At 67.0% G+C, this 17,883-nt stretch carries 15 protein-coding genes; 9 read left to right on the forward strand and 6 right to left on the reverse strand.

Annotated features, from left to right (window positions below):
* Nucleotides 1-56 precede the first annotated feature (56 nt).
* Entirely contained in the window at nt 57-1,718 is a 1,662-nt protein-coding gene (locus tag EVC45_RS19825; RefSeq protein ID WP_129959864.1) for a GMC family oxidoreductase, read from the reverse strand.
* Between the two features lie 337 nt (nt 1,719-2,055).
* Between EVC45_RS19825 and EVC45_RS19830 the strand changes: the two genes are divergently transcribed.
* Both EVC45_RS19830 and EVC45_RS19835 read left to right on the forward strand, forming a co-directional pair.
* A complete protein-coding gene (locus EVC45_RS19830; protein WP_129959866.1) occupies nt 2,056-3,744 on the forward strand; it encodes an isovaleryl-CoA dehydrogenase in 1,689 nt (562 codons plus the stop codon).
* Nucleotides 3,745-3,851: 107 nt separating this feature from the next.
* Nucleotides 3,852-5,270 carry a coniferyl aldehyde dehydrogenase gene (locus EVC45_RS19835; protein WP_129959868.1) on the forward strand — a complete coding sequence of 473 codons (1,419 nt, stop codon included), beginning with the start codon at nt 3,852-3,854 and terminating at the stop codon, nt 5,268-5,270.
* A 681-nt stretch (nt 5,271-5,951) separates the two neighbouring features.
* On the opposite strand, the gene EVC45_RS19850 is transcribed toward EVC45_RS19835, so the two are convergent.
* From EVC45_RS19850 to fliE, 5 genes are all read right to left on the reverse strand, one after another.
* Nucleotides 5,952-6,302, reverse strand: coding sequence for an EscU/YscU/HrcU family type III secretion system export apparatus switch protein (locus EVC45_RS19850; protein ID WP_129959872.1), 351 nt, complete (start codon nt 6,300-6,302; stop codon nt 5,952-5,954).
* Nucleotides 6,302-7,735 (reverse strand): flagellar hook-length control protein FliK, encoded by a 1,434-nt coding sequence (locus EVC45_RS19855; RefSeq protein ID WP_129959874.1) that lies wholly within the window; start codon nt 7,733-7,735, stop codon nt 6,302-6,304. Before EVC45_RS19855 ends, EVC45_RS19850 begins: the two co-directional genes overlap by 1 nt.
* 102 nt (nt 7,736-7,837) lie before the next feature.
* Nucleotides 7,838-8,164: a flagellar protein FliT gene (locus tag EVC45_RS19860; protein WP_129959876.1), complete on the reverse strand. Its 327-nt coding sequence runs from the start codon at nt 8,162-8,164 to the stop codon at nt 7,838-7,840.
* Nucleotides 8,161-8,595 carry a flagellar export chaperone FliS gene (gene fliS / locus EVC45_RS19865; protein WP_129959878.1) on the reverse strand — a complete coding sequence of 145 codons (435 nt, stop codon included), beginning with the start codon at nt 8,593-8,595 and terminating at the stop codon, nt 8,161-8,163. Before fliS ends, EVC45_RS19860 begins: the two co-directional genes overlap by 4 nt.
* Nucleotides 8,596-8,855: 260 nt before the next feature.
* Nucleotides 8,856-9,191 carry a flagellar hook-basal body complex protein FliE gene (gene fliE / locus EVC45_RS19870; RefSeq protein ID WP_129959880.1) on the reverse strand — a complete coding sequence of 112 codons (336 nt, stop codon included), beginning with the start codon at nt 9,189-9,191 and terminating at the stop codon, nt 8,856-8,858.
* 236 nt (nt 9,192-9,427) lie between these two features.
* Between fliE and fliF the strand changes: the two genes are divergently transcribed.
* The 7 genes from fliF to fliL all read left to right on the forward strand — a co-directional run bounded on the left by fliF (nt 9,428) and on the right by fliL (nt 17,868).
* Nucleotides 9,428-11,224: a flagellar basal-body MS-ring/collar protein FliF gene (fliF, locus tag EVC45_RS19875; protein ID WP_129959881.1), complete on the forward strand. Its 1,797-nt coding sequence runs from the start codon at nt 9,428-9,430 to the stop codon at nt 11,222-11,224.
* Entirely contained in the window at nt 11,214-12,209 is a 996-nt protein-coding gene (gene fliG / locus EVC45_RS19880) for a flagellar motor switch protein FliG (RefSeq protein WP_129959883.1), read from the forward strand. Before fliF ends, fliG begins: the two co-directional genes overlap by 11 nt.
* A complete protein-coding gene (gene fliH, locus EVC45_RS19885; RefSeq protein ID WP_211193446.1) occupies nt 12,196-12,885 on the forward strand; it encodes a flagellar assembly protein FliH in 690 nt (229 codons plus the stop codon). Before fliG ends, fliH begins: the two co-directional genes overlap by 14 nt.
* The gene (gene fliI, locus EVC45_RS19890; RefSeq protein WP_129959887.1) at nt 12,879-14,522 is read left to right on the forward strand and encodes a flagellar protein export ATPase FliI; all 1,644 of its coding nucleotides are present in this window, start codon (nt 12,879-12,881) and stop codon (nt 14,520-14,522) included. The genes fliH and fliI overlap by 7 nt, the downstream gene beginning before the upstream one ends.
* 17 nt (nt 14,523-14,539) lie before the next feature.
* The gene (fliJ, locus tag EVC45_RS19895) at nt 14,540-14,989 is read left to right on the forward strand and encodes a flagellar export protein FliJ (protein WP_129959889.1); all 450 of its coding nucleotides are present in this window, start codon (nt 14,540-14,542) and stop codon (nt 14,987-14,989) included.
* A gap of 61 nt (nt 14,990-15,050) precedes the next feature.
* Nucleotides 15,051-16,559 carry a flagellar hook-length control protein FliK gene (locus EVC45_RS19900; RefSeq protein WP_129959891.1) on the forward strand — a complete coding sequence of 503 codons (1,509 nt, stop codon included), beginning with the start codon at nt 15,051-15,053 and terminating at the stop codon, nt 16,557-16,559.
* A gap of 808 nt (nt 16,560-17,367) precedes the next feature.
* Nucleotides 17,368-17,868: a flagellar basal body-associated protein FliL gene (gene fliL, locus EVC45_RS19915; protein ID WP_129959895.1), complete on the forward strand. Its 501-nt coding sequence runs from the start codon at nt 17,368-17,370 to the stop codon at nt 17,866-17,868.
* Nucleotides 17,869-17,883 lie beyond the last annotated feature (15 nt).

The following is a 17,883-nucleotide window of genomic DNA, read 5'->3' on the forward strand; positions in this document are numbered from 1 at the left end:
CGGTTGCGTTCGGTCACGTTACCGGCCCGCGTTTCTCGAACTTCTCGTCAAATCGATCAAGCCGCCCGCGCCGGCACGTCACCCGGGTTCGGGGGCGCCGTCGTCGCCGACATTCCCGCTGCCGGTCGCCGGCTCGCCGCGATCAACTCTGCCGCCCGTTCGCCAATCATCACCGTCGGTGCATTGGTGTTGCCGCCGATCAGCGTCGGCATCACCGACGCATCGACGATCCTCAATCCCGTTACGCCGCGCACGCGCAATTGCGGATCGACGACCGAGCGGGCGTCGCCGCCCATCCGGCAGGTCGCGACCGGGTGATAAATCGTGTCCGCGCGCTCGGCGATCGTCTGGCGCAGTTCGGCATCCGATTGTCGCGGCCGCGTGTACAACTCCTCGCCGCCGTGCAGCGCGAGCGATGGCGCGTCGAGAATGCGCCGCGCCATCTTCGCGCCTTCGACGAGCAGATCGAGATCGCGCGCATCGCTCAGAAAGCGCGGATCGATCAGCGGCGCGACACGCGCATCGGCGCTCGCGAGCGTCAGGGTGCCGCGGCTATACGGACGCAGCACGCACACGTGCAGCGAATAGCCGTGTCCCCAGTGCATATGGCGGTTGTGATCGTCGACGATCGCGGCACAGAAATGCAGTTGCAGATCGGGCCGTTCGAGCGTCGGCCGGCTCTTCAGAAAACCGCCCGCCTCGGCGACGTTGCTCGACAGCATGCCGCGCCCGTGTCGCATGAACGTGATGAATTGCGGCAGCATTCGCGCGATGCCGCGCACCGAGAAACCGGTGGGCTCGATCGACTTCACGCGCTTGTTGATCGTGAAATCGATGTGATCGATCAGGTTCTGGCCGACCTCGGGCGCATCGTGCAGCACGTCGATACCGAACGAGCGCAACTGCGCGGCCGGCCCGATCCCCGAGCACATCAGAAGTTGCGGCGAGTTGAACGCGCCCGCGGCGAGCACGACTTCCGCGCGCGCGTCGAGCGTTTCGGTGCGCCCGCCCCGCACGATCTCGACGCCGCTCGCGCGCTTGCCGTCGAACACGACCCGCAGCACGGTCGCGTCGGCGATCGTGTGCAGGTTCGCGCGCGGCCGGTCGTAGATGTACGCGCGCGCGACGCTGCAACGGCGTCCGTCGCGCTGCGTGACCTGATAAAAACCGATGCCTTGCTGGTCCGCGCCATTGAAGTCGTCGTTCGACTCGTAGCCCGCTTCGAGCGCGGCCTGCACGAAGCGCTTTGAAAACGGATTCTTGAAGCGCAGATCGGACACCGTCAGCGGACCGCCCTCGCCATGCCACGCATCGGCGCCGCGCTGGTTGTCTTCGGCGCGGCGGAAATACGGCAGCACCTCGGCCCACGACCAGCCGTCGCAGCCGAGCCGCGCCCACTCGTCGTAATCGAGCGGATGGCCGCGCGTATAGATCATCGCGTTGATTGCGCTCGATCCGCCGAAACCGCGGCCGCGCGGCTGATAGCCCCGGCGGCCGGCGAGCCCCGGCTGCGGTGTGGTCAGGTAGCCGTAGTTGGTCTTCAGCCGGTTCGGCACCACGGCCGCGACGCCGACCGGCATGTTCACCAGCAGATTGCGCCCGGTATGCGGACCGGCTTCGATCAGCGCGATGGTCGCGTCGGGACAGCTATCCGCGAGACGGCTCGCGAGCGTGCAGCCGCCCGAGCCCGCACCGACGATGATGTAGTCGTATTGCATGCGCTCCTCCAGATGGGCCGCGTTGCTGGCGGACCCTGTCTCGTGCACACTTGTCTACGTGTGTTTTCTGCGCATTGTAGGGAGCGTTCTGGGGCGGCGGCGGCTTCCTGACAGAGCGATTCCTCTAAACGCCGGCGGCATCGCGCCCCTATGATGAATGCCGCGCACGGCCCGCGCGTGCGACCGTCAGCGGGCCGCGCGCCGCATTCAAACATGGCGCGACGCGCGCCCTCCTGCCCGTATGCGACGTCACTCGCGGCGCGCGAACAGACGCCTCGACGCGCATCGGATAGCCGTCGGTAAAGCGGGCACAATAGACCAAGCACGGAGACAGCAGATGGAACGGCACGGCTTCGGCCAGACTCACGAGGTGACGAATCAGGCACCGCCGCTCGCGGACTACAACCTGTTCGCGAGCGACGCCGCTTTGAGCGCGGCCGTCGATCGCGCTGGCGCGCAGTGGCATCGGGAGGCGCTACTGCGGCACGGCGCGGCGCTGACGACGCCCGAGACGCTCGCGCTCGCCGAGCTCGCCAATCGCCACACGCCGGAGCTGGTCACGCATAGTCCGCGCGGCGAGCGCATCGACGCGCTCGAGTTTCATCCCGCGTGGCACGAACTGCTCGCGCTGCTGCGCCGCGAAGGGCTGCAGGCGCTGCCGTTTTCCGATCCGCGAAGCGGCGCGATGGCCGCGCGCTGCGCCGGCTACTTCATGCATGCGCAGATCGAATCGGGCTCGCTCTGTCCGGTGACGATGACCTTCGCGAGCATCCCCGTGTTGCAGCGCGAGCCGGCATTGTTCGATGCGCTGCGCGAACAGCTATACACACGCGAGCACGATCCGCGCGACGTGCCGCTCACGCGCAAGCGCTCGGCGCTGATCGGCATGGGCATGACCGAGAAACAGGGCGGCTCGGACGTGCGCAGCAACCAGACGCGCGCCCATGCGCTCGACGGTGCGGGCGGACGGGGCGGTGCCTACCGGCTCGTCGGTCATAAGTGGTTTTTCTCGGCGCCGCAGTGCGACGCGCACCTCGTGCTCGCGCGCACCGATACCCACGAAGGGCTGTCGTGCTTTTTCGTGCCGCGTTTCGCGCCGGACGGCAGCAAGAACACGGTACAGATCCAACGTCTGAAGGACAAGCTCGGCAATCGCTCCAACGCGAGCAGCGAAGTCGAATTCCTCGACGCGTACGGCGTGATGATCGGCGACGAAGGACGCGGCGTGCCGACCATCATCGAGATGGCGAACTACACGCGGCTCGACTGCGTGATCGGCAGCGCCGCGCTGATGCGCGCCGCGCTCGTCCAGGCGATTCATCATGCGCGGCATCGCAGCGCTTTCGGCCGGCATCTCGCCGAGCAGCCGCTGATGCGCAACGTGCTCGCCGATCTCGCGCTCGAATCCGAAGCGGCGACGGTGCTGTTCATGCGACTCGCGCGCGCGTTCGAGGAATCCGCCGATGCGTCGTCGGCTTCGTCGGCCGGACGCGCCTGGCGGCGCATCGTTACGCCGGCCGCGAAGTACTGGGTCTGCAAGCGCGCGCTCGAATTCACCGGCGAGGCGATGGAGGTCTGGGGCGGCAACGGCTACGTCGAAACCGGGCCGATGGCTCGCTTCTTTCGCGAAGCGCCGGTCAACTCGATCTGGGAAGGCTCGGGCAACGTGATGTGCCTCGACGTGCTGCGTGCGATGGAGCGCGAGCCGCAAGCCGCGCAGGCGCTGTTCGCCGCATGGCAGGAGCTCGCGCGCGCGCATCCGGCGTTGGGCGCGGCGCTCGCGCGACTTGCCGCGACGTTGAACGGGCCGGCCGAACAACGTGAGGCGTCGGCACGACGTATCGCGCAGCAGATCGTGCTGATCGCGCAGGCGACGCTGCTCGTGCAGCACGCGCCCGCCGAGGTCGCCGACGCGTTCATCGCGACGCGTCTTGCCGACGGCTGCGGCGAAAGCGGCCGCGTGTACGGCACGCTGCCGGCCACGTTCGATCACGCGGCGATCGTCGAACGCGCCTTTGCCGCATAAGTACGGCGGCACTCAAAATTTCGGGCTCGCCGCTTGCAACCCGACGCAGGTTCAAACCAAAAAGCGCGCTCGACGCGCATTCCTCATCCATCAGGGAGTGGACTCACATGAAGAACGATCTGGCGGAGGTCGCCGCGCTCGAGGCGCTGCTGCGCGATCAACGTCACGCGTATCTGCGCGCGCCGTATCCGTCGTGGGACACGCGCGCGACGCATCTGCGCGCGCTGCGCAAGCTGATGCTCGACAATCGCGACGCGCTCGCCGAGGCGATGCACGCGGACTTCGGCAACCGCCCGAAGGAAGAAGTGCTGCTCGCCGAATTCCTGCTCGTGAAGGAAGAGATCGACGCCGCGCTGCGTCATGGCAAGCGCTGGATGAAAGCGCAGCGCCGCCGCACCAACAAGTGGCTGCTGCCGGCACGCGCGAAGGTGGTGCCGCAGCCGCTCGGCGTGGTCGGCATCATGGTGCCGTGGAATTATCCGGTGCTGCTCGCGGTCGGGCCGTTGATCAGCGCGCTGACGGCCGGCAATCGCGCGATCATCAAGATGTCCGAACTGACGCCGCGCACTTCGGCGCTATTCGAGTTGCTGATCGGCCAGACCTTCGCGCGCAATCATGTCGCGGTCGTCAATGGCGATGCGGCGCTTGCGGCCGCGTTCAGCGCGCAGCCGTTCGATCATCTGCTGTTCACCGGCTCGACGAAGGTCGGTCATGAGGTGATGCGCGCGGCGGCCGAGCATCTGACGCCGGTCACGCTCGAACTCGGCGGCAAGTCGCCGGCGCTGATCGGCGCGCATGCGCGGTTCGACAACGCGGTCGACAACCTGATCGCCGGCAAGACCTTGAACGCGGGGCAGACCTGCATCGCACCGGACTACGTGCTGGTGCCGCGCGGCAAGGAGCAGGCGTTCATCGAACGGGCGCGGGCGCGGATGGCGAGGATGTATCCCGACTTCGCGCAGAACCCGGACTACACGTCGATCATTTCTTCGCGGCACTTCGAGCGGCTCGAACGTCTCGCCGACGAAGCACGGGCTGCGGGCGCGCGGTTGCATGCGCTGACCGACGCGACGCCCGATGCCGCGAGCCGGCGTTTTCCGTTGATTGCCGTGACCGGCGCGCCGGACGGGTGCGCGCTGATGCAGGAGGAGATATTCGGGCCGCTGTTGCCGCTCGTGCCGTATGACACGCTCGACGACGCGATCGCGTGGATCAATGCACGGCCGCGGCCGTTGGCGCTTTATCTTTATGCCGACGATACGAGGACGGTTGAGCGTGTCACGCTTGAGACTATTGCCGGTGGCATGGCCGTTAACGAGACCTTGATGCATCTCGCCTGTGAGAGTTTGCCGTTCGGCGGGGTTGGGGCGAGTGGGATGGGGGCGTACCACGGGTATGAGGGGTTTGTTACTTTTTCGAAGATGAAACCCGTGCTCACGCAGGCGCGCTTGAATGCGCGCGGGTTGATTGCGCCACCGTATGGGAAACGCGTTAATGCGTTGTTGAAGTTGATGATGAGGTTTTGAGGTTGCCCTTGGGCAGGGTGGGGCCTCTTTTGTCTGTGTTCCTGCGGTGTTGGCCTTTCCTTGCTTTGTTATCGGTCTATTAGCGTTGCCCCTGTGCGGGGCGGCACCTACTTTCTTTGCTGCTGCAAAGAAAGTAGGCAAAGAAGACAGCTCAAACCGCCAGCTCATAAGCGGGTCCCCCGGACCGCGTGAGCTAGTGGTGCATCTGGAATCCGTGCCCTCGCACATTCCCCGCTTGTGACAAAGCCATCATCCCTCCCACTCCGCACTGCGTGCGTCGCGGATGGGTTTGCCAAGGAAACCAACGGAAACCAACGGTTTGGTCCGCGCAGCGGGCCCTCGGCTCGCCTCGGCGATGCGCTGGAACAACCAGTGGTTTTTGAATGGGGATTCGGCGCGCGTAGCGTCGCCGGAGGGATGACTGCCTTGTCACTGGTGCTGAATGTGCGGGGGCACGGATTCCAGATGCACCACTACCCTACGCGGACTGGGGGACCCGCTTATGAGCTGGCGGTTTGAGCTGTCTTCTTTGCCTACTTTCTTTGCAGCAGCAAAGAAAGTAGGTGCCGCCCCGCACAGGGGCAACGCTAATAGACCGATAAGACAACAAGGAAAGGCCAACACCGCAGAGAACACAGAAAAAAAGTGCCCCGCCCTGCCAGAAGGGCAAAACCCACACCTTCAATGCCCCGTGCCGCCAGGCACATCAGTAGCCTCGACATCAACCACATCCCCCGCGCCAGCGCCATGCCCTGTTTCGGCATCAGCCCCACTCTCGAGCCGATGCAACCAGGCCAGCAACTCGGCGACAGCCTGGTACAGCTGCGGTGGAATCCGCGCATCCAGATCCACTTGCATCAGCAGCGACACCATCTCGGGCGCTTCATGCACATAAAGCCCCGCTTCCTTGGCCCGCTGCACGATCATCTCGGCAAGCAGCCCATACCCCTTCGCGACCACACGCGGCGTGGGCTCTCCGCCATGAGCGTCATAAACGAGCGCAGCCGCGCTGCGACGATGGGTGCGGCTCATCAGATATCCCAATCGAAGTCGTCGCGCGCCGCGGTGCCCGACACCGCCGCCACGGTCGCAGCCGCGGCCGCCGACCGTGCATACGCCCCCGCCGCCTGCGCACCCGCCGCCGAGGCGCCAGCCGTCGTCGCCCCGGGCGCGCCCCCGCCGATCTCGCGAATCGTCAATCCCTGCAGATCGATCCCCGCCGCCGCGAGCCGCTGACGAAAGCCGTCCCCCTGCGTCGCAAGCCGCGCAGCACCCCGCGGGCTCGCCTGCACGCGCGCGGTCAGCCGCGTGCCGGTCAGCGTCAGTTCGGCATCGACGGTGCCGAGCGTCGGCAGCGACAGCGTCAGGCGCGTGCGCCACGGCTGGTCGTCCTCGCTCGCAAGGCCGCCGCCGCTGCGGTCCCATTCGTCGCCGTCCTGCTCGATCGTCCAGTCCAGACGCGCACCCGGCCACGCCTCGCCAGTCCAGCGAAACTGCCCGGTCGCCAGCAGATCCAGCTGCTGGCGCACGAGCGGCACCGTCGCCGGATGGACCGCCGCCGCCAGCGCCTGCGCGCTCTGCGATGCACCGGCGTCGGCCGTCTGGGACGCCGCGCCATGCAGCCCCGCGTGCGTGGACTGGCCGTTCAGGTCGGACACCGAGCTGGCCAGCAGCTCGCCCGCGACGAGTCGCGCCGCTTGCGCGGTCAGGATCGACGGCATCGCGTGCGTGGCGGCGTTGTTCTCGGCGGCGTTCGGCGTGCTGCCAGCCGGGCCGTTCGGCGCGCCGCGTGGCGTGGCCTCGGAGGCTCCGTTCGCCGAGGCGGACCACGCGCTCGGGTCGCCGGCGTCCGCACTCCAGTCGGGCGGCAATTGAGATTGCGCGACGAGCTGGTTCTGCGCCTCGTTCGCCAGCTCGGCCGGCGAACGCTGGCCGACCAGCCACGCCGCGAGATGGGCCTCGTAGAACAGGCCGCTGTCGGCGACGGTCTGTTGCAGCGCGGCCGCGAGAGCCGCGACCGGCACTTCGGTCGCGGCCACGCTCGCGGTGGTCGCAACGGTTGCGTTCGCGGCAGCGTTCGGAGCGGGATTGAGGTTGGCGGCAGCGGCGGAATCGCCGGCTGCGGAATTGGCGGCTGCGGCGCCCGCCGAATCGGTGAGCGGCAAGCTCTCGATGGCAACGTCGAGCGCCGGCGCGGCCGCCCAGATCGGCGCGCGGCCGAGCACGGCCGGGGTCGCCTCGCCGCCCGAGTGTGCGATTGCATTCAGCGTCAGCGCGACGGCCGACAGCGCGGTTTGCGCGGACGGCTGGGGCGCGGGCGTTGGGCTTACCGGTGTCGCGGGAGCCGCGGTATCGACGCCGGCCGCGCCGGTCTGCGAAGTGGTCGCGGTTCCCGGCGCGATGCTGAGCAGGCTGTCGATCCGGCTCGATAGCACCGAAGCGAGGGCCGAATCGATTCCGTTCATGCCGGTTCCTTGGTCGCATCGGCGGCAACCCGCGCGATGCTCTGATTGCTCCGATCCTTCAGACGCGTGCGGCGCGGCGCCAGCTCACGCGCCCGCCCGCACTCAGCGCGCCCCGTACAGCTCCTTCAGCACGCGCGTCGGCCGGCCGGCGAACAGCGCCGACAGATGCGCCATGCGCGGGTTCGCGAGGTCGCGGATCGCGGCGTCGTCGGCGAGGATCTGGCGGATCAGCGCGTACTTGCGCAGGCGCTCGGCCTCGTCGAGCTTGACGCCCATGTCGGCTTCGCGGAGCGCTTCGACCAGATGCCGATACTCCTCCTGCAAGTGGACCAGGTCGTTCCACAGCGCACGACGGGCCGCCATCAGCATGCGGCAGGACAGCGCGGCGACCGCTTCATAGCGGGCAAAATATTCTGCGTTCGATGTCATCTCAGGCTTTCCGCGGCTGGCTGTGCTGCCATCCGCGCGACCTCCGGGGCTATCCCGATCCATGCCTCTTCGAGCGTCGCGAGCAGACCGTCCACTTCCACGAGCATCGCCTCGCTCTGATTGATATTGGCTTCCAGTAGCCGACGCGTCATATAGCTGTACAACGCGTTCAGCCGTGCCGCGACCTGACCACCCACCTCCAGGTTGAGCGACTGCTGCAGCCCGCTTTCGATGATCCGCATCGCCTTGCTGATCGCCATGCCACGCTCGGCCACGTTGCCCTGCTGCAAATGCATGCGGCTCTGCGCGATTGCCTGCCGTGCGCCCTGGTACAACAACACAGTCAGCCGATGCGGACTCGCGCCCATCACGGATGTCTCGATACCGACACGCGCATACGCGTTGGCTCCAGCGTGACCCGGGGAAAACATCGGCGCTCCTCCTCTGATACTGACTGCGGTTAAGTCGTGGCGTGGCCGCGCGGCGCGTCGCCGCGCCGGTCGCTGACCTGTACTTTGGTTATCGGATCCGCGACGACAAAGCTTTAGGCCGGTGTAAGGGGGATCGAAGGCGCCGCTGGGCGCGCACGGGAAACGCGGCACGAAGGCCGCCGGCGCATGCGCCGGCAGCGGCTTGCCGGATCATCGGACGGGGTTGACGCAGACCTTCGGGCAGACCCGCGCAACCTCGTTCAGATCGACATCTGCGCGATGTCGTTGTACGCGGCGACCAGCTTGTTGCGCACCTGCAAGCCGAACTGGAAGCCGACGTTGGCCTTCTGCATGTCGACCATCACGTCGTTCAGCGACACGTTCGACGCACCAAGCTCGAACGCCTGCGATTCGCCGACCGCCTTCTGCTGGTCGCCGCTGATCTTGTCGAGCGAGGCCTTCAGCGCCGCCGCGAAGTTGGTGGGCGTCGCCGCGCCGGACTGCTCCGCCGCCGGGGTCGCGTCGCCGGCCGCCTGCGCCGCCATCGTCTGCATCTGTTGCAGCGCCGACGATAGCGCGTTCACGGGCATGGTCATGTTTTCTCCGTTGAATGTGCGATCGGACCGCCGGAAGGTGTACCGATCTGGATGAAAGCATAGCAGCGGCCCCTCGCGGAAAGTCCCGAAACTAGGGGGGAAACCCGGCTCTATTCAAGCAATCGGGTTGAGCGCCGCTGCGGATAATTTCAAGCGTGTAAGTCTCTGTCCGTCCGCCGAGCCCCGGCGCGGCATCACGGCAGAACGCCAAGGCATTCCCCGGAGAAACCCGACGCATGGATTCGTCAGCCAACTCGTTGATCAACCCCGACGCCCGCATGGGGCTCGCCGGCGCGCAGCCCGCGGCCGGTCAGGCCGGTAGCGGCCAGGCCGGCGGCACGGCCGACCTGGGCGGCCTCGGCGGCCTGGGAGGTATCGGCGGCAATTTCGGCCAACGTCTGTCCGGACTCGCGCAGATGCGCGGCAACCCGCGCGCGCCGCTCGTCTTCGCGGTCGCGCTGCTGATCGCGGTCGTCGCGGGCCTGTTCCTGTGGTCGCGCGCGCCGGACTACAAGGTGCTCTACAGCAATCTGTCCGACCGCGACGGCGGCTCGATCATCGCCGCTTTGCAGCAGGCCAATATCCCGTACAAGCTGTCCGACAGCGGCAGCGCGATCCTCGTGCCGGCCGAGCAGGTCCACGAGATGCGCCTGCGCCTCGCGTCGCAGGGGCTGCCGAAGAGCGGCTCGGTCGGCTTCGAACTGATGGACAACCAGAAATTCGGCATCAGCCAGTTCGACGAGCAGATCAACTATCAGCGCGCGCTGGAAGGCGAACTCGAACGCACGATCGAATCGATCTCGACCGTCAAATCGGCGCGCGTGCACCTCGCGATTCCGAAGCCGAGCGTGTTCGTGCGCGACAAGGAAGCGCCGTCGGCGGCCGTACTGGTGAACCTGTACCCGGGCCGCGTGCTCGACGAAGGCCAGGTCGTCGCGATTACGCACATGGTGGCGTCGGCGGTGCCGGAAATGCCGGTGCGCGGCGTGACGATCCTCGACCAGGACGGCAACCTGCTCACGCAGCCAACCAACGGCAGCGGGCTCGACGCGACCCAGCTGAAGTTCCGCCAGCAGATCGAGCGCAACACCCAGCAGCGCATCGACACGATCCTCGCGCCGCTGTTCGGTGCCGGCAACGCGCGCTCGCAGGTCAGCGCCGACATCGACTTCTCGCATAGCGAGCAGACTTCGGAGAAGTACGGCCCGAACGGCAATCCGCAGGACGCCGCGATTCGCAGCCAGCAGTCGAGCAGCGCCACCGAAATGTCGCAGGGCGGCGCCTCGGGCGTGCCGGGCGCACTGTCCAACCAGCCGCCGCAGCCGGCCTCCGCGCCGATCGTGGCCGGTAACGGCGCGAGCTCGGTGAGCACGACACCGGTCAGCGATCGCAAGGATTCGACCACCAACTACGAGCTCGACAAGACCGTACGCCACGTCGACCAGCCGATGGGCGGCATCCGCCGGCTGTCGGTCGCGGTGGTCGTCAATTACCTGCGGGTCGTCGATCCGAAGGGTCACGTGACGATGCAGCCGGTCAGCGCCGACAAGCTTGCGCAGATCACGCAGCTCGTGAAGGACGCGATGGGCTTCGACGCGTCGCGCGGCGACTCGGTCAACGTGGTCAACAGCGCGTTCACCACCGAGCTCGACCCGAACGCCGACCTGCCGTGGTGGCGCACGCCGGACATGCTCGCGCTGTACAAGCAGATCGCGACCTACCTCGGCATCGGCGCAGTGGCCCTGTTCCTCTACTTCGTGATGGTGAAGCCGGCGCTGCGCCGCGCGTTCCCGCCGCCGCCCGAGCCGGTCGCCGCACTGATGTCGCCGGACGAACCGGTGCTGCTCGACGGCATCCCGGCCGAGGAGCGCGAAGGCGCGGTGGTCGAAATCGAAGCAGACAGCGAGAAGCTCGCGCTCGAAAACGCGAAGCACAAATACGAGCGGAACCTGGAGTTCGCGCGCAGCATCGCGCGTCAGGATCCGAAGGTCGTAGCAACCGTCGTCAAGAACTGGGTGTCCGATGAGCGCTGAAGGCGTAGTGAAGAGCGCGCTGCTGCTGATGTCGATCGGCGAGGAAGAGGCGGCGCAGGTGTTCAAGTTCCTGGGCCCCCGTGAGGTCCAGAAGATCGGCGTCGCGATGGCCGCGCTGAAGAGCGTGACGCGCGAACAGGTCGACGAAGTGCTGCAGGAGTTCGTGCGCGAAGCCGAACAGCACACCGGCATGTCGCTCGATTCGAACGAATACATCCGCTCGGTGCTGACCAAGGCGCTCGGCGACGACAAGGCCGGCGTGATCATCGACCGGATCCTGCAGGGCAGCGACACGAGCGGCATCGAAGGCCTGAAGTGGATGGACTCGGCGGCGGTCGCGGAGCTGATCAAGAACGAGCATCCGCAGATCATCGCGACGATCCTCGTGCATCTGGACCGCGATCAGGCTTCGGAGATCGTCGCCTGCTTCACGGACCGCCTGCGCAACGACGTGCTGCTGCGGATCGCGACGCTCGACGGCATCCAGCCGGCCGCGCTGCGCGAGCTCGACGACGTATTGACGGGCCTGCTGTCCGGCAGCGACAACCTGAAGCGCAGCCCGATGGGCGGCATCCGCACGGCGGCCGAGATTCTCAACTTCATGTCGAGCAACCACGAGGAAGGCGTCATTGAAAACGTACGCCAGTACGACGCGGAACTTGCGCAGAAGATCATCGATCAGATGTTCGTGTTCGAGAACCTGCTCGACCTTGAAGACCGAGCGATCCAGCTGCTGCTGAAGGAAGTCGAATCCGAGGCGCTGATCATCTCGCTGAAGGGCGCGCCGCCCGCGCTGCGTCAGAAGTTCCTGTCGAACATGTCGCAGCGCGCGGCCGAGTTGCTCGCCGAAGACCTCGACGCACGTGGCCCGGTGCGCGTATCCGAGGTCGAGACGCAGCAGCGCCGCATCCTGCAGATCGTGCGCAACCTCGCCGAAAGCGGACAGATCGTGATCGGCGGCAAGGCGGAAGATGCATATGTCTGATCCGAACGCCCCGGCAAAGGAAAGCCTCTCGGCCTACCAGCGCTGGGAGATGGCGTCGTTCGATCCGGCCCCACCGGCGCCACCGCCGGCCGAGCCCGAGTTCGACGAGCGCGCGTTCGAAGCCGAACTCGAGCGCCGCCGCGACGCCGCGCATGCGCAGGGCGTCGCGACCGGTCATGTGGCCGGCCAAGCGCTCGGCTACCAGGCGGGTTACGACCAGGGGCATGCGCAGGGTTTCGCGCAGGGTCAGACCGAGGCGCGCGAGGAAGCGATGCGGCTCGCCGCGCTGGCTGAAACCTTCAAGAGCGCGCTCGATGGCGCGCAGCACGCGATTTCCGAAACGCTGGTCGCGCTCGCGCTCGACATCGCGCAGCAGGTCGTGCGCCAGCACGTGCAGCACGACCCGACCGCGCTGATCGCGGCCGCGCGCGAGGTGCTCGCGGCCGAGCCCGCGCTCTCCGGCGCGCCGGCGTTGATCGTGAGTCCTGCTGATCTGCCGGTCGTCGAGGCGTATCTGCTCGAAGAGTTGCAAACCCGCGGCTGGACCGTGCGCACCGATGCTTCGGTGGAGCGCGGCGGTTGCCGTGCGCAGGCCGGCACCGGCGAAGTCGACGCCGGCATCGACACGCGCTGGCAGCGCGTCGCCGCCGCGCTCGGCAAGGTGAGCACGTGGTGAAGCCGACACTCGACGAGATCCGCGCGAGCGACCTGACGCCGCTCGAACGCGAGCTCGCGTTGGCGTCGTTCGGCGCCGAGGCTCTGGCCGATGCCGAGTCGGCCAGCGCCGACGAATCCGCGGATTCCACACCGCACGCTGCGGCGGGCGCGCATCCCGTGACAGGCGTGGCGGCGAGCCGCGAGTCCGCCTCGACGGACCACGCCGTGCGTGCCGCTTCGACCGCTCACGCTCCGCGCGTGCCGTCCTACGATCCCGCGCTCGACATCAATCCCCATATGCAGGCGTGGCGCGGCCAGCTCGACGCGCTGCGCGCGCGCAACGCGATCGCCAAGCCGCTGCGCGCGTGCGGGCGTCTGACGCGCGCGGCCGGTCTCGTGCTCGAAGCGGTCGGCCTGCGTCTGTCGGTCGGCGCCGAAGTGATGATCGAGCTGCCGCCCGGCAGTTCGCTGCCGATGGCCGAAGCCGAAGTGGTCGGTTTCTCCGGCGACAAGCTGTTCCTGATGCCGACCACCGAAGTGATCGGCCTGTTGCCCGGCGCACGCGTCTATCCGCTCGAAAGCGCGCCGATCGCCGATCCGCTCGCGGGCGCGAAGCGTCTGCCGGTCGGCTGGGAACTGCTCGGCCGCGTGCTCGACGCATCGGGCCGGCCGCTCGACGGGCTCGGCCCGCTCGGCACGCGAACCGACGCACCGCTGTCCGCGCCGGTCATCAATCCGCTCAATCGCGAGCCGATTCACAAGGTGCTCGACGTCGGCGTGCGCGCGATCAACTCGCTGCTGACCGTCGGCCGTGGGCAACGCATGGGGCTGTTCGCGGGCTCGGGCGTCGGTAAATCGGTGCTGCTCGGCACGATGGCGCGCTACACCAGCGCCGAGGTGATCGTGATCGGGCTGATCGGCGAACGCGGCCGCGAAGTGAAGGAATTCATCGAACAGATTCTCGGCGAGGAAGGTCTGGCGCGTTCGGTCGTGATCGCCGCGCCGGCCGACGTGTCGCCGCTGTTGCGGATGCAGGCCGCCGCGTACTCGACGTCGCTCGCCGAATTCTTCCGCGACCAGGGCAAGCACGTGCTGCTGCTGATGGACTCGCTGACCCGCTACGCGATGGCGCAGCGCGAGATCGCGCTCGCGATCGGCGAGCCGCCCGCGACCAAGGGTTATCCGCCGTCGGTGTTCGCGAAGCTGCCGGCGCTGGTCGAGCGCACCGGCAACGGGCCGGCGGGCGGCGGCTCGATCACCGCGTTCTACACGGTGCTGACCGAAGGCGACGACCAGCAGGACCCGATCGCCGACTCGGCGCGCGCGATTCTCGACGGCCATATCGTGCTGTCGCGCTCGCTCGCCGAAGCCGGCCACTACCCCGCGATCGATATCGAAGCGTCGATTAGCCGGGCAATGACCGCGCTGATCGACGATAACCATCTGAATAAAACGCGTATGTTCAAGCAGATGCTGTCGCGCTATCAGCGCAACCGCGATCTGATCAACGTCGGTGCGTATTCGAGCGGGCGCGACGCGGTGCTCGATCGCGCGATCGCCCTGTATCCGCGGATGGAAGCGTTCCTGCAACAAGGCTTTCGTGAGTGCGCGAACTTCCAGCCGAGCGTCGACATGCTGAACGCGCTGTTTGCTTAGCCCCGAGGAGGCTGACGATGTCGAAACACTTTCCGATCAAGACACTGATCGGTCTCGCGCAGGACGACGTGGACGCCGCCGCGCAGCGGCTCGGCCGCGCGCAGCGCGAGCGCAACGACGTGCAGGCGCAACTCGATGCACTGGTGCAGTACCGCAACGAATACTACGCGCGCTTCACCGAGAGCGCGCAGTCGGGCATGCCGGCCGGCAACATGCGCAACTTCCAGGCGTTCCTCGACACGCTCGACGCCGCGATCGAGCAGCAGCGCAACCTGCTCGCGGCGGCGAGCGCCCGGGTCGAGATGGCGAAGCCCGACTGGCAGCGCCAGAAGCAGAAGCTCGGCTCGTACGAAGTGCTGCAGGCGCGCGGCGAGGCAGCCGAGGCGAAGGTCACCGCGCGCCGCGAGCAGCGCGACGCCGACGAATTCGCCGCGCGCAGTCTGCGCATGCGTACCGACGGCGCGTGAGGCGTTGCCTCACGGCTAAGGCCCGACGGTATCCCCGTTTGACAGGTTCACAGGATTCCTTATGTCGCTTCTTTCACAGATCGGCTCCCAGTTGAGCACGCTGCTCGACACGAGCGGCAATGGGTCGAGCAACGCGGCCGCGAGCGCCGCGGTCAACTCGAGCGCGTTCGCGCAGACCCTGCAGCAAAGCATCGACCAGCAGAACAGCGCGAATCAGCAGCAGGCGAGTTCCGCGACGGCGTCGCAACCCCAGCCGCCGGGCGCGCCCAGTGCGCCGCCGGCCTCCCCCGCGCCCGCGCAGCAGAGCGCGAGCAGCAGCCAGAACGGTAGTGGCACGTCGAACAGCGGGTCGAGCAGCGACGCGTCGTCCACGACGTCGACGTCACAAACGCAGCAGGCTTCGAACAGCCAGACGAGCACGACGCAAGCGAAGCAGAAGGACACCAGGGCGCAGACCGACGCCGGCGCGCTCGCCGCCGCGGCGGCTGCCGCCCAGGCTCAGGCGCAAGCGCAGGCACAGGCCGTTGCCAACAATGCCGACGCGAACGCGGCCACCACGACCGATGCCGCCAGCGCCGCCGCCGGCACGGTAAGCGCGCTGGCCGGCACGGCCGCGAGCGCGCTCACGGCCACGGTGGCGAGCAGGAAAGGCGCGGTCGATCCGAAGTCGCTGCAGGATGCGTTGCAGAGTGCGCTGTCCGCGCTGTCGAGCGGCCAGGGCGCGGTGCCCGCGGCCGCGAAAGCCGCGAGCGTATCGAGCGCGGCAGGCGGATTGGGCAACACGAAGAGCGGCCTGAACGGCACGTCGGACGGCAAGACGCTCGGCAACGGCCTGTTCGGCGATGCCAAGGGGACCTCGACCGGCCACACGACGCTGACGACGGCGACGGCCGCCGCGACTGCGCTGGCCGATCCATCGGTGGCGAAGTCGGCCGCCGATGCGCTGAGCGCCGCGGCCGCGACGAGCGGCCAGGCGGACACCCTCGCATCGGCGCGCAGTGCGTCGGATGCGGCGAACGCCGCGCTGGCCGCGACGCAGGCGGCAGCGAGCGCCGCGAGCACGACGGCGGCGGTGCAGAGCACCGGCAACGCGAGCGCGGCCGCCGCCGCGAACGCGCTGACGCCGCAGGTCGGCACGAGCGACTGGGAAGACGCGCTGGGCCAGAAGGTGGTGTTTTTGTCGAATGCGCATTCGCAGAGTGCGGAGTTGACGCTCAATCCGAAGGATCTGGGACCGCTGCAGGTCGTGCTGCAAGTGGCGGATAACCATGCGCATGCGCTGTTCGTTTCGCAGCACCAGTCGGTGCGGGAGGCGGTCGAGGCGGCTTTGCCGAAGCTTCGCGAGGCGATGGAGTCCAATGGGATTGGGCTTGGCAGTGCGAGTGTGAGTGATGGGTTTGCGCGGCAAAGCGGACAGCAGCAGCAGAGTGCTGGCGCGGGCGGGGCTAATGGGAAAGGGGGCGGTGGTGGTGGTAGCGCCCTTGCAGGGGACAGCTCGGTGGACTCCGGTGATTTAGTTGCTGGTGTTGCCGTGCGGCAGCAGGTTGGATTAGTCGATACGTTTGCCTAGAGCGAGGCTGGGCGCTTTTTTTCGTTGTTCTAGCCTTCTTGGCCTTTCCTTGTTGTCTTATCGGTCTATTAGCGTTGCCCCTGTGCGGGGCGGCACCTACTTTCTTTGCTGCTGCAAAGAAAGTAGGCAAAGAAGACAGCTCAAACCGCTAACTCTTAAGCGGGTCCCCCAGTCTGCCTGGGGTAGTGGTGCATCTGGAATCCGTGCTCCCGCACATTCAGCACCCGTGACAAGGCCGTCATCCCTCCGGCGACGCTACGCGCGCCGAATCCCCCCTCAAAAACCACCGGTTGTTTCAGCGCATCGCGGAGACGCAGCCGACGGCCTCCCGCTGCGCGGGCCAATTCATTGGTTTCCCTGGCAAACCCGTCCGCGACGCACGTAGTGCGGAGTGGGAGCTGATGATGGCTTTGTCACCAGAGCGGAATGTGCGGGGGCACGGATTCCAGATGCACCACTACCTCACGCGGTCCGGGGGACCCGCTTATGAGCTGGCGGTTTGAGCTGTCTTCTTTGCCTACTTTCTTTGCAGCAGCAAAGAAAGTAGGTGCCGCCCCGCACAGGGGCAACGCTAATAGACCGATAACAGAGCAAGGAAAGGCCAACACCGCAAAGAACACAGACAAAAGAGCCCCCACCCTGCCCAACGGCAACAAAAACCAAAAGAAAGATCCAGTTCAACGATAAAAAAACAGCCAAAAACCTGAGATAGCCAGAAATAGCCCTTCTTTTCGACCCATAGCGCCGCAGGCAAATCAACAACAATCACCCTAACCCTTACTAGGCTAGCAACAAGCTAGCAAACCAAATGGCTACCACGACCGCCCCGCAACAAGCCGCGCCCGCCTCGCCGGGCCCCATGAAGCGCATCATCCTGATCGTCCTCATTGCGCTGATCGCCGCGGGCGGCGCCGGAGCCGGCGTGTGGTTCTTCATGTCGAAGCGCGCACCCGTCGCCGTATCGGCCGAAGCCGCGCCGGCGCCGTCCGCCGTGCCGCTGTTCTTCCCGCTCGAATCGATGACCGTCAACCTCCAATCGGACGACGGTCAGCAACACTTCCTGCGCATCGGCCTCACGCTGAAGCTCGGCGACGCCGCCACCCAGCAGGCGCTCACCGATCACATGCCGGAAGTGCGCAGCCGCATCCTGCTCGCGCTGTCGAACAAGCACCCCGAAGAGCTCGCGCCGCTCGAAGGCAAGCGCGCGCTCGCCGAAGAGCTGAAGACGCTGATCGTCGAGCCGACCGAAAAGGGCGCCGGACCGATCCGTGTGCAGGACGTGCTGTTCACCGAGTTCGTCGTGCAGTGACGTGACGTTCGCCAG

The organism is Paraburkholderia sp. UYCP14C, assembly GCF_004197395.1.
Lineage (GTDB): Bacteria > Pseudomonadota > Gammaproteobacteria > Burkholderiales > Burkholderiaceae > Paraburkholderia.

Bases quoted from the DNA above. Each gene is read 5' to 3' on its own strand.
- fliH (WP_211193446.1), top strand. From the start codon at position 12,196: ATGCATATGTCTGATCCGAACGCCCCGGCAAAGGAAAGCCTCTCGGCC.
- fliG (WP_129959883.1), top strand. From the start codon at position 11,214: ATGAGCGCTGAAGGCGTAGTGAAGAGCGCGCTGCTGCTGATGTCGATC.
- EVC45_RS19830 (WP_129959866.1), top strand. From the start codon at position 2,056: ATGGAACGGCACGGCTTCGGCCAGACTCACGAGGTGACGAATCAGGCA.
- fliE (WP_129959880.1), bottom strand. From the start codon at position 9,191: ATGACCATGCCCGTGAACGCGCTATCGTCGGCGCTGCAACAGATGCAG.
- EVC45_RS19835 (WP_129959868.1), top strand. From the start codon at position 3,852: ATGAAGAACGATCTGGCGGAGGTCGCCGCGCTCGAGGCGCTGCTGCGC.
- fliL (WP_129959895.1), top strand. From the start codon at position 17,368: ATGGCTACCACGACCGCCCCGCAACAAGCCGCGCCCGCCTCGCCGGGC.
- EVC45_RS19855 (WP_129959874.1), bottom strand. From the start codon at position 7,735: ATGAACGGAATCGATTCGGCCCTCGCTTCGGTGCTATCGAGCCGGATC.
- EVC45_RS19850 (WP_129959872.1), bottom strand. From the start codon at position 6,302: ATGAGCCGCACCCATCGTCGCAGCGCGGCTGCGCTCGTTTATGACGCT.
- EVC45_RS19825 (WP_129959864.1), bottom strand. From the start codon at position 1,718: ATGCAATACGACTACATCATCGTCGGTGCGGGCTCGGGCGGCTGCACG.
- fliJ (WP_129959889.1), top strand. From the start codon at position 14,540: ATGTCGAAACACTTTCCGATCAAGACACTGATCGGTCTCGCGCAGGAC.
- fliS (WP_129959878.1), bottom strand. From the start codon at position 8,595: ATGTTTTCCCCGGGTCACGCTGGAGCCAACGCGTATGCGCGTGTCGGT.
- EVC45_RS19900 (WP_129959891.1), top strand. From the start codon at position 15,051: ATGTCGCTTCTTTCACAGATCGGCTCCCAGTTGAGCACGCTGCTCGAC.
- EVC45_RS19860 (WP_129959876.1), bottom strand. From the start codon at position 8,164: ATGACATCGAACGCAGAATATTTTGCCCGCTATGAAGCGGTCGCCGCG.
- fliF (WP_129959881.1), top strand. From the start codon at position 9,428: ATGGATTCGTCAGCCAACTCGTTGATCAACCCCGACGCCCGCATGGGG.